This is a genomic window from Verrucomicrobium sp. GAS474, assembly GCF_900105685.1.
Lineage (GTDB): Bacteria > Verrucomicrobiota > Verrucomicrobiia > Methylacidiphilales > GAS474 > GAS474.
The window spans coordinates 2,938,039-2,952,790 of record NZ_LT629781.1 but is presented as its reverse complement, the minus strand read 5'-3'; the positions used below and the strand labels follow the sequence as shown (position 1 = coordinate 2,952,790).

Here is a 14,752-nt window from a genome sequence, read left to right as displayed (position 1 = left end):
GCCGCGTTAAGTCGATTTTGGCTGAGTAGCGCGACGACGATCCGGAGGCAATACCTTAATGGTCTGCCGAGGATCGTCAACAAAGCTAATCGGCCAAAATCGGCTTAACCCGGAGGGCCGGAGGGATTGGGTTCTCCCCCGTTGTTGCTCGCGGACTGATGTGTCAGCACACACGGCGCCGCTCGCGCCTAGGCGGAGAACCCAATCCCTCGCGGCGCGGCCCGCTCCTATTTGTTTCACAGTCTCTAAGCTATTTACCTATGAGGATGCGAGGGACCCCGCGCAAGTCTTTTATCTGTTCGACCCCGGGATAACCGGCCTCGCCGAGGAGACGGGCGGTTTCCTCGGCTTGGCCCTCGCAGATTTCGAGGCCGACCATCGCGATCCGGGTCTCGGGGGCGGCGTTCCGCTCCTTCACGGCGGCGAGGAGGGCCCGGACGAGGTCGAGGCCGTCGGCACCCCCGTCGAGGGCGAGGTGAGGCTCCTGGCGCACTTCCCGGGTCAGCGTCGGGATGACGGCGCTGGGGATGTAGGGGAGATTCGCGACGAGGGCGCGGTAGGGAAGGGAAGGGAGGGGGGCGAGGAGGCTTCCCTCGTGGAAGGCGAGGTTCGGGAGGCCTTCGCCGTTCTTCCGTGCGACGGCGAGGGCGGCCGGACTGATGTCGACGGCGTGGACGGGACGGGCGGGGAAGCGGCGGGCGAGGGAGACCGAGAGGATGCCGCTGCCGGTGCCGATATCGGCGAGGGGGGCGGCTGCGTCGGATTCGGCGTCGGCCTGCAGGGCCTTCGTGACGGCCTCCAGGAGGATCTCGGTCTCGGGCCGGGGGATGAGGACGTCGGGGGTGACGGCGAAGCGGGCTCCGGCGAACTCGGCGAAGCCCTGGACGTATTGGAGCGGTTCCCCCTGGGCGCGGCGGCGGGCGAGGGGGCGGAGGGTGGCGAGGGCCTCCTCGGGGACGACCTTCTCGAACTCCATGTAGAGCTGGAGCCGCTTTTTCTTCAACACCTCGGCGAGCATCAGCTCGGCGGTCAGGCGGGGGGACTCGACGCCGTTCTTGGCGAAGTACCCCGTCGTGGCGTCGATGAACTCGAGGGTCGTCATGAAAGCCGGGGGCCGGAGCGGGGGCTCAAGCCTTGGCGACGTTGTCGTTCAGGGCCTGGAGGCGTTCCTGGATGTCGACGCGGATCAGTTCCTTGATGAACGGCTCGAGGCCGCCCTCGAGGAAGCCGGGAATGTCGAACATGCTCTCGTTGATCCGGTGGTCGGTGATCCGGTTCTGGGGGAAGTTGTAGGTGCGGATCTTGTCGCTCCGCTCGCCCCCGCCGATCTGGCTGCGGCGGTTCTCGGCGTATTTCTCGGCTTCCTCGTCCTGCTTCTTCTTGAGGAGGCGGGAACGGAGGACGGAGAGGGCCTTCTCCCGGTTCTTGATCTGGGAGCGCCCGTCCTGGCAGCGGACGATGAGCCCGGTGGGGATGTGGAGGATTTGGACGGCGGAATCGGTCGTGTTGACGCCCTGGCCGCCGGGGCCGCCGGAGCGGCAGACCTCGATGCGGAGGTCGTCGGCCTTGATCTGGATGTCGACTTCCTCGGCCTCGGGGAGGACGGCGACGGTCGCCGCCGAGGTGTGGATGCGGCCCTGGGTCTCGGTAGCGGGGACGCGCTGGACGCGATGGACGCCGCTCTCGAAGCGCATCTCACGGTAGGCCCCCTCGCCGGTGAGGAGGAAGATGACTTCCTTGACCCCGCCCATTTCGCCGGGGCTGATTTCGTGGACTTCCTGCTTCCACCCCTTTTTCTCGGCGTAGCGGGTGTACATCCGGTAGAGGTCGGCGGCGAAGAGGGCCGCCTCGTCCCCGCCGGTGCCGGCGCGGATTTCGACGATGGTGTTGCGGTCGTCGTTGTCGTCCGGCGGGAGGAGGGCGACGCGGACGGCCTCTTCCTGGCCCGGGAGCTCGGCGCGGAGGCGGTTCACCTCCTCGGTCGCCATGGCGATCATGTCGGCGTCGGGATTGGCCCCCTTGGAGCTTTCGGCGAGGAGCTCCTCGGCCTCGGCCAGTTCCTTCACGGTCCGCTCCCAGCCCTCGCAGATGGCGAGGACGTTCTTCAGGCGGGAGTGCTCGCGGGTGATGCCCTTGGCCTTGGCGGGATCGGAATAGAGATCGGGGCTGGAGAGGTCGTTCTCCAGCGTCGCGTAACGGGTCCGGATCGAGGCGATGTGGGGGCGGAAGTCCATGAGGAAGGGGAGAGGCGGGCGAACTGGCGGCAGGAAGGCGAGGCTCCAGAGAGCCTATCGACAAAAAGAAAATGGGCGAGGAAACACTTCCTCGCCCATTCCAAAAACGGAGAGAACCGGACTACTTGCCGGCCTTCGTCTTGCCGTAGCGGCGCGCGAACTTCTCGATGCGGCCCGCGGTGTCGACGAACTTCTGCTGGCCCGTGTAGAACGGGTGGCAGGCGGCGCAGATGCCGATACGAAGGTTGTCGCCGGTGGAACGGGTGTTGTAGACGGTCCCGCAGGCGCAGACGATGGTCGTGGCCGTGTATTCGGGATGGATGGCAGTTTTCATAGTGAAAGGGGGTTGAAGTTAAGGGCTTTGGGGGAGGGACGCAAGTGATTTTTAGACGAATTTTTCGACGATCAGAGTGGCGTTGTGGCCGCCGAAGCCGAAGGAGTTGCTCATCGCCCGGGTCAGCTTCGCCTCGCGGGCCGTGTGGGGGACGTAGTCGAGGTCGCATTCCTCGCCGGGGTTGTCGAGGTTGATCGTCGGGGGAATGAGGCCGTGCTCGATCGCCTTCACGCAGGCGATGAGCTCGACGGCCCCGGCCGCGCCGAGGAGGTGGCCCGTCATCGACTTCGTCGAGCTGACGGGGACGTTCTTCGCCTGGTCGCCGAAGACGGCCTTCACGGCCTTGGTCTCGGAGACATCGCCGAGGCCGGTCGAGGTGCCGTGGGCGTTGATGTAGTCGATCTGGTCGAGATTGAGGCCGGCCTTCTTCAGCGCCAGCTTCATCGCCCGGGCGGCCCCGGCCGAGTCGGGGGAGGTCATGTGGTAGGCGTCGCAGGTGGTGCCGTAGCCGGTCACCTCGCCGTAGATCACCGCGCCGCGCTTCTTCGCGTGCTCGAGTTCCTCGAGGACGACGATGCCCGCGCCCTCGCCGAGGACGAAGCCGTCCCGGTCCTTGTCCCAGGGACGGGAGGCGCGGGTGGGGTCGTCGTTGCGGGTGCTCATCGCCTTCATCGAGGCGAAGCCGCCGAGGCCGAGGGGGAGGACCGCCGCCTCGCTGCCGCCGGCGATGATGACGTCGGCGTCATCGTCCTTGATCAGCCGCCAGCCCTCGCCGACCGACTGGGCCGAGGTGGCGCAGGCGGTGACGACGGCGAAATTCGGCCCCTGGTAGCCGAATTCGATCGCAATGAGGCCGGAGGCCATATTGCTGATCATCATCGGGATCATGAAGGGGGAGATGCGGCCCGGGCCCTTGGCGATGAGGTTCGAGTGCTGGTCCTCGATGCTCTTCAGGCCGCCGATGCCGGAGCCGACGATGACGCCGATCCGCTCGCGGTCGAGGGGGAGGCCCTCGTTGTTGAGGCCGGAGTGGGCGATCGCCTCCTTCGCCGCCGCCATGGCGAGCTGGGCGTAGCGGTCGGCCCGGCGGGCGTCCTTCGGGTTCTTGAAATGGGAGGCGGGCTCGAAGTTCTTCACCTCGCCCGCGATGCGGCAGTCATAGGCCGAGGCGTCGAACGCCGTGACGGTCCCGATGCCGCTCTGACCCTTGGAGATGCTCTCCCAGAAGGAGGCGACGGAGCTTCCGTTGGGGGTGAGGGCGCCCATTCCGGTGATGACGACGCGGCGATTCGGGTTCATGGCAGGGGGGAGGGGGGGAAATGACTCGGTTAAGTGAAATAGGGAGGATTCAAACTAAAGAACAAAAAGGGCACCCGTCAAGGGTGCCCTTTTGATTAAAACGGTATGGAAAGTGGCTTCCTTCCGTTTCGGGGAAAACGGCGCTTATTCGTCGCCCTTGTCCTCGATGTAACGGATGACGTCGCCGACGGTCTGGAGCTTCTCGGCCTCCTCGTCGGGGACTTCGACGTTGAACTCTTCTTCGAACGCCATGACGAGCTCGACCGTGTCGAGGGAGTCGGCGCCGAGGTCTTCAATGAACTTGGCCGCCGGGGTGACCTGTTCAGGGTTAACGCCGAGCTGCTCGACGATGATTTCTTTAACGCGCTCTTCGATCGATTTTTCTGCCATAAAGTACTCCTTAAAAGGTTGAATGGGTAGTTAGAAAGCTGTGGGGGGGTTGGCAACTCTTATTTTTCGGTTTTTTTACATCACCATGCCGCCATCGACCACAAGCGCCTGTCCCGTAATGTAATCGGCCTGGGGACCGGCGAGGAAGGCGACGGCCGCCGCGATCTCTTCCGGGCGCCCCATGCGGCCCAGCGGGACCTGCTGGAGGGCCTTCTCCTTGATCTCCTGCGGGAGGCCCTGGGTCATGTCGGTCTCGATGAATCCGGGGCAGACGGCGTTCGCCGTGACGCCGCGGGAGGCGAACTCCCGGGCGATCGACTTCGTGAAGCCGATGAGGCCGGCTTTCGAGGCGGCGTAGTTCGCCTGCCCCGCGTTGCCGACGAGGCCGATGACGGAGGAGATGTTGATGATCCGGCCGGAACGCTGGCGGAGCATCTGCCGGGTCACGGCCTTGGTCCAGTTGAAGGCCCCCTTGAGGTTCGTCTGGAGGACGATGTCCCAGTCGTCGGGCGACATCCGCATGAGGAGGGTGTCCCGCGTCAGCCCGGCGTTGTTCACGAGGATGTCGAAGGTGTCGAAGAAGTCCTCGATCTCCTTGCCCGCGGCCTCGACCGACTTGTAGTCGGCGACGTCGACGGCGAAGCCCTTCGCCTTCCGGCCCAGCGCCTCGACGGCGGCGACGGTCTCCTGGACCGATTCGAGGGAACGGGCGACACAGGCGACGTTCGCGCCCTGCTCGGCGAGTTTCAGCGCAATGGCCTTGCCGATCCCTCGGCTGGCCCCGGTGACGATGGCGTTCTTATTGGTTAAGGGCATGGGAGTGGGTCTTGAAGTCGTTCAGGTTGGAAATCGAGATGCAATGGTTCGCGGCTTCGGGGTCGATCCGCTTGAGGAACCCGGCGAGGACGCCGCCGGGGCCGAACTCGACGAACTGGGTGATGCCCGAGGCGAGGAGATGGCGGATGCTCTCCTCCCAGCGGACGCTCCCCGTCACCTGCTTCGCCAGCAGGGTGCGGATCTCGGCGACGTCGGAGGCCGGAGTGCCGCTGAAGTTCGCGGGGACGGGGACCCGGGGCATCGAGATCGCGGCCTTCTCCAGGTCGGGGACCAGCGCCGCCTCGGCCGAGGCCATGAGGCGGGAGTGGTAGGCCCCCGCCACGTTCAGCGGGAGGGCGCGGCGGACGCCCTTGGCCTTCGCCACCTCCTGCGCCTGCGGGATCTGGGACTTCGCGCCCGAAAGGACGATCTGGCCGGGGCAGTTGTAATTCGCGACGTCGATCCCCGATTCGGCCGCGATCGCCTGGGCCGTGGGGGCGTCGGCGCCGAGGAGGGCCAGCATGCCGCCCTCGGTCGCCTTGCAGGCCTCCTGCATCAGCGCGCCGCGCCGGTGGACGAGGCGGAGGCCGGTCTCGAAGTCGAACGTCCCCGCCGCCGCGTGGGCGGTGTATTCACCGAGGGAGAGGCCCGCCGCCGCGTCGAAGCGGAAGCCGGGGATCTCCTTGAGGGCGAGGGTGAGGAGGGCATAGCCGTGGACGTAGAGCGCGGGCTGGCAGACGTCGGTATCGGTCAGCCGCGTTTCGGGCCCCTCGAAGGAGATCTGCGAAAAGGGAAAGCCGAGGATCGCGTCGGCTTTCTTGTAGAGTTCGGCAATCTCGGGGACTTCGGTCAAATCGCGCCCCATGCCGACGTGCTGGGCGCCCTGACCACTGAAAAGGAGGGCTCGTTTCATTTGAAAAGTAGCCCCCGTTCATCGTCGCCAACCGTCCAAAAGGCAAGCCCCGATTTTAGAGGGTCCCTTTGAGGTATGACCGGAGCGAGGCAAAATCGAAGTGATCGGCCCGAAAGGCGATGTGGCCGTCGGGCCGGATCAGGTAGAGCGCGTGGGGCTGGTCCGGGGTGATCCCGTAGGCCTGGAAGACCTGGCTCGATTCCACCCGGATCAGACGGGGATCGCGGCCCAGCAGGGAGTGGGCGATCAGATGGGTCCGCAGCGGCAGGCCGATCTCCAGGGGGAGGGCGGCCAGCTCCCGGGCGACCGACTCGATCTCGACCCGGTCGAGCGATTTTTCCGACAACACCAGCAGATCGAAGGCATACCCCTGCGTGAGGCCGAAGATATCCTTGTCCCGCGTCACCAGGGCATTCGGGGCCCGATGGCCCGGCGTCAGCCCCTTGCGCCACGCCTTCGAGGCCGCCGGGGAGGCCGCGTCGCGGAGGAGGGGACCTCCCTCGTAGCGGATCCCCAGCTGGGAGAGGAAGTGGAACGCCTTGCCCCGCATCGTCCCGCTCTTCGAGAGCGTCCCCGCCAGGAGCGGCACCAGGTGATTGCGGAGCGTCGCCTTCCAGCCGCTCTGCGTCGTCATCGTCGAGAACAGCCGGTCCGTATGCTCCAGCACCCGCTGCCCCACCGGCCACCGCTCCTCATGGTAGGAATCGAGCAGCGCCGCGCCTCCGCGCCCCTTCAACGCCAAGGCGATCTTCCACGCCAGATTCGCCGCGTCCTGCAGCCCCGTATTCATTCCCTGGCCCCCCGCCGGGCTGTGGATATGGGCCGCATCGCCCGCCACGAAGGCCCGCCCCTTCCGGTACCGGTCGACCCCCCGATGATGGATGCGATAGCGGGAAAGCCACCCCGGATCGCTCAACCGGAGACGCTCATCGAGGCCGGTCGCCTTCCGAAAAGCCGCCTCCACCTCGGCCAACGTCAGCGGTTCCGAGGTATTCCCCTCCGCCGAGGCCTCCGTCCCCGGATCGGCAAGCGGACGGACGCAAATGATCCGGCACCGATCCCGCCCCTTCAGCGGCAGATAGACCGCGAACTCCCGTTCGTGGAGGAAGAGCTTGAAATGGTCGTAATCGAGCGGCCAGTCGACCTTGCAATCGGCCAGGAAAAAGCCCTGAGGGTAGGGGGCTCCCTCGAACGTCAGGCCCAGTTGCTTCCTCACCAGGCTATGCGCGCCGTCGGCACCGATCAGATAGGCGCTTTCGATCGTCGTCACCTCCCCCGACGGCTGCCTCACCCGCGTCGTCACCCGGCCCTCCGCCTCCTCGAAACCGATCACCTCCCGGCCAAACTCGACCTCCACCCACCGGGCGCGGAGATCCTCTCCCAGAATTTCCTCGATCTCCCACTGCGGAACTATCAACACAAAAGAAAAAGGGGTATCGGCCCGCCCGATATCGTCAAAATTGAGCTCCGCCGCTTCCTCCCCATCGACGAAAATCTGGGCTCCCGTCGCAATCAGCCCCCGATCGAGAAACCGTTCCGCCAGCCCCATCTTCAGAAACAGCTCCATCGAGCGCGCCTGAATCGCAAACGCCCTCGACTCCCTGGCCGCCCCGTCATTCTTCTCCAAAATCCGCACCCGAACCCCGCACCGCAAAAGCAACCCCGCCGCCATCAACCCCGTCGGCCCCGCCCCGACGATCACCACGTCAGTCGGCTCTGTCAGGGCAGGGGAGGAAGGGGACATACCCTAAAATACGTCATCCTCCCGACCCTTCAAAATTAACCTGGACCGGGCTCGCCTCCGGCATTGCTGGGGACCGGAGGCATGACCGAAATTCGGCATCATTTGCCTGAAATCAGAAAGCGTACGGAATGGCGTGGATTTGCTTAATGAGTAAATTAACGCAATGGAAACCTCCTTCATCTATCCCGGGTGACTCCAGCCCCCTGCGACGCCCTGCCGGGATGCCGCTCCGCCGTCTCCTCGATCTTCAGGAGGCCCTGCCTTCGCCTCGAACCCCCAAAAAATCGACCCATGAACTATTCCGTCCAAGCCCGACTCTCCGTCTCGGCCTTCGTCCTCGCCTGCGCCGCCCTGGCGTCCGATGTCCGCGCCACGCCAGTCCCGCCCTCCGACAACGAGGCCGCCCCGTTTATGGGTGTCTACGAGTGGGGCTTCGCTTCGATGGCGAACGTCCAACGAATCGATGTCGCCTCGACTTGGCTGGGCCGCTCCGAGCTATGGGGAGAAGAGTTCACGACAACCGACAATTGGATCGATATCGAAGGGCCAGACTGGATGCTTCAGCCCGCCGGAAAGTGGGTGGCGCAGAACGCCGACCGTCATTACATCCTCTCCGTCGGCATGCTGCCCGGCCCTGTGAGCGGCAGCGGGCCGACGACCGGCCCCGGCGCCGGGAGCCCGGTCTCCCTGGCCCAAGGCGCGACGGGAGCCTACAACGCCTACTTCCAGGCCCTCGCGCAAAACCTCGTCCGCAACGGCCTGGCGAACAACACGATCATCCGCCTTGGCTGGGAATTCAACGGCGGCTGGTACGCCTGGCACGCCGACACCGCGGTCCTCGCCACCTCCTACGCCGCGTATTGGCAGCAAATCGTGACGACGATGAAGGCGGTGCCCGGTGCTGCAAACCTCAAGTTCGCCTGGAACGGCGCTACCGGTTGGAGTTCCTACGCGCTGACCGCCGCCTATCCCGGCGATGCCTACGTCGACTTCGTCGGCGTCGACGCCTACGACCAGTCGTGGGTGGCGAACTCCTACCCCTATCCTTCGGGGGCGACCGCGGCCCAGATCCAGGTCTGTCGGCAAAACGCCTGGAACGATCTCTCCGGCACGACCAACAACGGCATTGCCTGGTGGAAGAACGTTGCCGTGGCCCACGGCAAGCCGTTCGTCATTCCGGAATGGGGGCTCTGCGTCCGGACCGACACCCACGGCGGTCTCGATAATCCCTTCTTCATCCAGCAGATGTATAACCTGATCCAGGACCCCGCGAATAATGTCTACTTCCACTGCTACTTCGACGTTCAGGCGGGCGACGGCCACCATCAGGTCAGCCCGCAGCCCGGCTTCACGACCGAGTTCCCGATCGCAGCCGCGCTCCTGCGAAACCTCTTTAGCTCCCCCGGATACACTGATGTCAACATCGGCACCACCGGCGCGGCCGGAGGCGTCGCGGCGACGTCGCCGAACCAGGTGATCGTTTCCGGCTCGGGTACCGGCTACGCCGCATGGGGGACCTCGGACAACTTCAACTACGATTCCCATCCGCTTTCCGGCGACGGGGTGCTCCAGGTTCGCCTGGCGTCGATGACCGCCGGCGGTGCCGCCCAGGCGGGCGTGATGCTCCGGGAGAGCGCGGCGGCGAACGCCCGCTACGCGGCGATCTATCTCTCCAACGGCGGCCTGACGTTCCAGGTGCGTCCCGAGACCGGCGACCAGGCGGTACCGGTGAACGTCGTCGCCTTGGTTTCGGCACCGCGCTGGCTGATGCTGCGGCGAACGGGAGCCCTCGTCACCGCGGCCTACTCGTCGGACGGAACCTCGTGGACCTTCGCCGGCTCCTACGACCTTGCATTCGATGCGGACGGGTTTCTCGGCCTCGCGGTGGGCAGCGGCACATCCGGAACGGTGAACGCGGCCTCCTTCGACAACCTCGACGTCCCCGCTTCGGTCACCCTCGACGACGCGGCGTCCTCCGGGGTGACGAAGACCGGAACCTGGACTTCCAGCAGCACCTCCTTCGGTTACTACGGCACCGGGTATCTCTCCGACGGAAACACGGGGAAGGGAACGAAGAGCGTCACCTTCGCTCCGACCTTGCCCACCGCCGGAACTTACCAGGTCCTCCTCAACTGGCCCCCCGACACGAACCGCGCCACCAACGTCCCCGTGACCATCACGACCGCGAGCGGTCCGGTGACGCTCACCCTCAACCAACAGCAACCGGGCGACTGGACTTCCCTGGGGACCTACACCTTCAGCGCGGGTACGACCGGCTCAGTCACCATCGGCACCACCGGGACGAACGGCTACGTCATCGTCGACGCGGTTCAATTCATCGCCCTCGATCCGGCCCAGATCGTGGTCGACGACTCCAATGCGACACAGGTCTCCCTGACCGGCCTTTGGCTCCCCAGCTCCACGATCTCCGGCTACGTCGATTCCGGGTACCTCACCGACAACAACGCGAACAAGGGGGCGATGTCGGCCGTCTTTACGCCGCCGATCCCCGCATCGGGCCGCTACCGGCTCTACATGAATTGGACCGCGAACGCGAACCGCGCCACCAACGTCCCCGTGAAGGTGACCTACGCGGGCGGCGTCCAGACGGTAATCGTCAACGAGCAGTCCTCCGGAAAATGGGCCCTCTTAGGCACATGGGCCTTCGACGCCGGAACCGGCGGATCGGTCGAAGTCGACAACGCCGGGACGAATGGCTACGTCGTGATCGACGGATTTCGCTGGGAAGCGGTCTCGGAAGCGCCATGAGCATGGCAAATCGCCGGAAGACACCCGTGGGCGCATGACAGACGCGAAATGATCGTCGAGGGGAGGGGACGACTACCTCCTTTTCGAGTCCGAAAACGAATCGAGAAGCGCAGAGGAAAAACGAAGTTGCTCGGTTTAGAAAAAGTCGTTGGTCGGTTACTGTCCGCGGAGCGAAGTTTAGTACCCTTTCATAATTTCATCGGATCTTGATAAACATCTTATCATAAACTAATTCTGCATTTCGAGCGGAAGAAAATTCTTCAAAAGGAAGCATTTTCACTCGCAATCGGGCTGTGGGTGAAAATGCTTCCATCCCGAGCAAGTACGGGTGAAATTCATTCCTTTCCTACGCATAAGATAGGAATCGGTCGTTTTAAGCCATTGTTTGCCTCTCAGGCCGCATTTGCCGGATTGCATCAGCGATCCAATCCTTAGAAAGGTCCTCTCGCTTCAAGGGCTGCGTGATGAAGATGAATGGGGTCGAGTATGGTAACGTAGGAGGCTCATTCTAGAGGTAAATCTATGCTGAAGCTCTGATATCCGCAGTGCCAGACGCTTCAGAGAAGGTGCGGGAGAAAGGCCAGTATCAGGGATTCAGCTTCCTGTGATGGAGGTTCTCCAAGGTGGCCTGCTGCGCGGGCGTCAGCACTCTGGCGAGCTGTTCCCTGGTCTTGTGATGGAGGACGATCTCGCGGTCGATCTCCTTCTGGATGATCACCTTGATCTTGGCCTGCTGGTCGGTGGTCAGGGAGAGCTTGTCGGTGAGGTAGGTCAGGCGGTAATCGAGGGCTTTTTGCTGCCAGGTTGCTTCTTCCGGCGTGGCGGCGGGGGAGTCAGCTAGACCGCTTCCGACGGCTAGGGCGGAAAAGAGGGCGACCAATGCAAGGATGGGGAGATTTTTCATAAAGGATGATTTGGAATGGATGAGGTTTAGATTCGTTGACTTAAACTTAATGGTGGCAGGCGATTGAGCAACCGGGGCTCACGTTCAATGGTGCCCGTGGCCTCCACTGCCATGTCCTACATGACCGCCTCGGTGCCCGCCTCCATGGCCATGGCCGTGATAATGCCCACCGTCGAAGTAAAAGGTCCCATAGTAGGGATAATAAGCGGGCTCGTCATAATATCCGTAGTCGCCAACGCCCACATAGGTTCCTGCGCAACCGGAAAACAGGGAGAGGAGGAGTGCCGCTCCGCCGACCAAAGTCAGTCGTTTCATGGCTGTAGCCTCGTCCACATCACGCAAAGCGCAAGGGGGGTGAAACCCGCATCGCCTCCGCGCTAGTCACTGCATTTTCGTTGATTAAGGAAGATCCGGTGTGGTTTCAGAGATAGGGGGAAAATAATTGAGCCACCGCGTTGCGCAGGCGGACGGGCAGCGGACACGCTTCAAGTTCGGACTGGGTGACTTGATCGGCGCCAGACATTTTCTTCGCAACGACTTGCGCCATCTTCTGAGCGAATGCGTGGCCGTAGGCTTCGACGTTCAATTCGAAATTCAGGCGTAGGCTGCGCGGATCCCAGTTTGCCGAGCCAAGTAGCACCCAGTGGCGATCGACGATCATCAATTTGGAGTGGTCGAACGGGGGAGGGGTAAGCCAGATCCGGCAGCCTCGTGCGAGAACCTGGCCCCACATGGCTCGCGAGGCCCACTGGACGTAGGGGAGGTTGCTTTTCTGCGGAAGGACGATATCGACGTCGACTCCGCGCAGCGCGGCCAGATTGAGGGCGGAAATCAACGTGGCGTCGGGCAGAAAGTAGGGGGTTACGATTTGAACCGAGGAATGCGCTTCGGCGAGCGCCGCAAGCAGGGTCAAACGCAAGTTGTCGAAATCGCCGTCCGGCCCGTCCGTAATAACGCGGGCCACGGTCGTGCCGCTTTCTTGGAGCGAGGGAAACCAGGGCTCCCCGTCGAGGAATTCATGGGCGGCGAAGGCCCAGTCATTTACGAATGACGCCTGCAACTGGGCGACAACTGGGCCGGTGATTTGGAAGTGGAGGTCTTGAACAGGACTTTGGGGCTTTTCCAAAAGCATGTTGCCGTGGCGGATGTTCATGCCGCCGGTGAAGGCGATTCGTCCGTCGATGGTGAGCAGTTTTCTATGGTTGCGCAGATTGAGGGTGGTAACGCGCCAAGGGGTGAGGAGGGAGGCGGGGAGGAAGCGGGCATGGGGTATGTTCGCCTGCCGCAAGCGACGGGTAATCGGTGGCCATGAATAGCGGAGGCCCGCAGAGTCGATGAGGACGCGGACCTGCACGCCGCGCTGCACGGCGCGCTCGAGGGCGGTGACGAATTTCCTTCCGCTTTCGTCATTGTCGAAAATGTAGGTGGAGAGGGAAATGGACCGCTCTGCCATCTCGATGGCGGCAAGCATGGCGGGAAAGGCCTCATCTCCGTTGGTCAACGGTTCGACCTTATTGCCCGAGGTGAGAGGTTTGGCGACGACGCGATTCACCACATAGGCTAGGTGCCGGAGGTGTTTTTCTTCGGTAATGTCAGGCTCGCCGAAGCCGTTGAAGACTGGGCGTTGAAAGGTTTCCTGTACCCCTAGCGAAAGGGCACGACGGCGGATGCGATTGATTCCGAACGTCAGGTAAAGAAGTGGACCGATCAGGGGCAAAAACCAAATGAATCCAAGCCATAGAGCGGTCCCACGGGGATCTCGCTTGTGCAGCAGGACGTGAATGGAGGCGAAGAGATCGGCCCCCATCGCCAAAACCGGCCAGAGACGGCTAGCATGCTCAAGCCAATGCATTGGGTTGTAAGCCTAAAGGGGAAAAGGTTTCCGGGCAAGTGGGGCTCGAGGAGACTGATTTTTCGATCGATGGGTCTTCATTCGTAAGGGTTGCCCTTCCCTAACACGGGAGGGCGAGCACCCATCGGAACCCGAGAACGATGGCGAATCCGACTGCGGCTTGAGTTGGTAGAAACGAGGGCGGCGATCCCTACTTGCGGACCGCCATGGGGTGAAGACCCCATAGTCTCGTTGGGAGGGGATTCTATGCTGCTCAACGGAACAATCAGGGGATTGGTTCTATTCCCCCCTCTCCCATGAAGCTAAAAGAGCCATGCATCCTTACCCTCAACGGAGGTTCCTCGAGCATCCGCTTTTCGGTGTATGAGGCCGATGGAACCCTGAGGCGACGCATCGAGGGAAAAATCGACCGCATCGGGGTGAGCGGCACGATCCTGACGGTTGCCACGGATGGGAAAAAACCGACTTCGCTTCGGCTGGCCAAAGGCGATTATGAGGCCGCGACCGATTTCCTCATCGATTGGCTTGAGGCGCAGCCCGGCTTCCCCTTGCTTCACGCTGTGGGGCATCGGGTGGTTCATGGCATGCAGCACGCCGAACCGGAACGGATCACGGCCGGGTTGCTGAAGGAATTGCGGGCCATCATACCTTATGATCCCGACCATCTTCCGTGCGAGATCGGACTGATCGAGGCGTTTCGACGAAGGTATCCCAAACTGCCGCAGGTGGCGTGCTTCGACACCGCGTTTCATCGCACTTTGCCTCGCGTTGCAAAGATGCTGTCGATTCCCCGGCGTTTTGCCGCCCAGGGCGTTGAGCGTTATGGGTTCCACGGCCTTTCTTATTCCTACCTGATGGAGGAACTTCACCGCCTCGATCCCAAGGTTGCGAAAGGAAGGGTGATTCTCGCCCACCTCGGCAGCGGGGCGAGTTTGGCTGCCGTGCGTGGCGGCAAGAGCATCGATACCAGCATGGGCTTCACCCCGACGGCGGGATTGGTCATGGGTACCCGCTCCGGGGATCTTGATCCCGGGATCGTCGGATATTTAGCGCGTGCCGATCGGATGACTTCGTCTCGCTTTCAACGGATGGTGAACCACGAATCGGGGCTGCTCGGCGTCTCGGAGATTAGTTCCGACCTGCGCGACTTATTGGCCAAAGAGGCTTCCGACGTGCGTGCAGCGGAGGCGATCGCCCTGTTTTGCTACCAGGCCAAAAAGTGGATCGGCTCCTTTGCTGCCGCGCTGGGTGGCGTCGATGCCCTCGTCTTCACAGGGGGGATCGGAGAGAACGCGCCGGTGATCCGGGAGCGGATCTGCGATGGCCTAGACTTTCTTGGTATTGAACTCAAACCTCGGCGCAATGCGACGAACGCACCGCTGATTTCCAAGAACAAGAGTTGCGTCCAGGTGCGCGTCATCCCGACCGATGAACAGATCATGATCGCGCGGTCGGTCGCCTGTCTTCTGGGGCTTGGCTCATCGCGAAAAGATTGAA

The 14,752-nt window shown here is 63.1% G+C and carries 13 protein-coding genes; 3 read left to right on the top strand and 10 right to left on the bottom strand.

Features of this window, described 5'->3' with window-relative positions; all coding sequences use genetic code 11:
- Positions 1–250 precede the first annotated feature (250 nt).
- The 8 genes from prmC to BLU04_RS12380 all read right to left on the bottom strand — a co-directional run bounded on the left by prmC (position 251) and on the right by BLU04_RS12380 (position 7,730).
- On the bottom strand, positions 251–1,102 hold the full coding sequence (prmC, locus tag BLU04_RS12415; RefSeq protein WP_093286571.1) for a peptide chain release factor N(5)-glutamine methyltransferase: 852 nt from the start codon (positions 1,100–1,102) through the stop codon (positions 251–253).
- A 25-nt stretch (positions 1,103–1,127) separates the two neighbouring features.
- Positions 1,128–2,234 (bottom strand): peptide chain release factor 1, encoded by a 1,107-nt coding sequence (gene prfA, locus BLU04_RS12410; protein WP_093286568.1) that lies wholly within the window; start codon positions 2,232–2,234, stop codon positions 1,128–1,130.
- A 121-nt stretch (positions 2,235–2,355) separates the two neighbouring features.
- The gene (rpmE, locus tag BLU04_RS12405; protein ID WP_093286565.1) at positions 2,356–2,568 is read right to left on the bottom strand and encodes a 50S ribosomal protein L31; all 213 of its coding nucleotides are present in this window, start codon (positions 2,566–2,568) and stop codon (positions 2,356–2,358) included.
- A gap of 51 nt (positions 2,569–2,619) precedes the next feature.
- Positions 2,620–3,867 (bottom strand): beta-ketoacyl-ACP synthase II, encoded by a 1,248-nt coding sequence (fabF, locus tag BLU04_RS12400; RefSeq protein ID WP_093286562.1) that lies wholly within the window; start codon positions 3,865–3,867, stop codon positions 2,620–2,622.
- A gap of 144 nt (positions 3,868–4,011) precedes the next feature.
- Entirely contained in the window at positions 4,012–4,257 is a 246-nt protein-coding gene (locus BLU04_RS12395) for an acyl carrier protein (protein WP_093286559.1), read from the bottom strand.
- 75 nt (positions 4,258–4,332) lie between these two features.
- On the bottom strand, positions 4,333–5,073 hold the full coding sequence (gene fabG / locus BLU04_RS12390) for a 3-oxoacyl-[acyl-carrier-protein] reductase (protein WP_093286556.1): 741 nt from the start codon (positions 5,071–5,073) through the stop codon (positions 4,333–4,335).
- Complete coding sequence (gene fabD, locus BLU04_RS12385) at positions 5,057–5,986, bottom strand: ACP S-malonyltransferase (protein ID WP_093286553.1); 930 nt, start codon at positions 5,984–5,986, stop codon at positions 5,057–5,059. Before fabD ends, fabG begins: the two co-directional genes overlap by 17 nt.
- Positions 5,987–6,041: 55 nt before the next feature.
- The gene (locus tag BLU04_RS12380) at positions 6,042–7,730 is read right to left on the bottom strand and encodes an FAD-dependent monooxygenase (protein ID WP_093286550.1); all 1,689 of its coding nucleotides are present in this window, start codon (positions 7,728–7,730) and stop codon (positions 6,042–6,044) included.
- 291 nt (positions 7,731–8,021) lie between these two features.
- Between BLU04_RS12380 and BLU04_RS12375 the strand changes: the two genes are divergently transcribed.
- Positions 8,022–10,499 (top strand): glycosyl hydrolase, encoded by a 2,478-nt coding sequence (locus BLU04_RS12375; protein ID WP_093286547.1) that lies wholly within the window; start codon positions 8,022–8,024, stop codon positions 10,497–10,499.
- Between the two features lie 586 nt (positions 10,500–11,085).
- On the opposite strand, the gene BLU04_RS12370 is transcribed toward BLU04_RS12375, so the two are convergent.
- Entirely contained in the window at positions 11,086–11,403 is a 318-nt protein-coding gene (locus BLU04_RS12370) for a hypothetical protein (protein WP_157895333.1), read from the bottom strand.
- A gap of 111 nt (positions 11,404–11,514) precedes the next feature.
- Between BLU04_RS12370 and BLU04_RS16605 the strand changes: the two genes are divergently transcribed.
- Complete coding sequence (locus tag BLU04_RS16605) at positions 11,515–11,784, top strand: hypothetical protein (protein WP_157895332.1); 270 nt, start codon at positions 11,515–11,517, stop codon at positions 11,782–11,784.
- A gap of 40 nt (positions 11,785–11,824) precedes the next feature.
- Here BLU04_RS16605 and cls read toward each other — a convergent pair whose 3' ends face one another.
- Positions 11,825–13,210 carry a cardiolipin synthase gene (gene cls / locus BLU04_RS12360; RefSeq protein ID WP_197672958.1) on the bottom strand — a complete coding sequence of 462 codons (1,386 nt, stop codon included), beginning with the start codon at positions 13,208–13,210 and terminating at the stop codon, positions 11,825–11,827.
- Positions 13,211–13,551: 341 nt separating this feature from the next.
- Here cls and BLU04_RS12355 point away from each other — a divergent pair, with 341 nt between their 5' ends.
- Positions 13,552–14,751: an acetate/propionate family kinase gene (locus BLU04_RS12355; RefSeq protein ID WP_093286540.1), complete on the top strand. Its 1,200-nt coding sequence runs from the start codon at positions 13,552–13,554 to the stop codon at positions 14,749–14,751.
- Position 14,752: the final 1 nt, after the last annotated feature.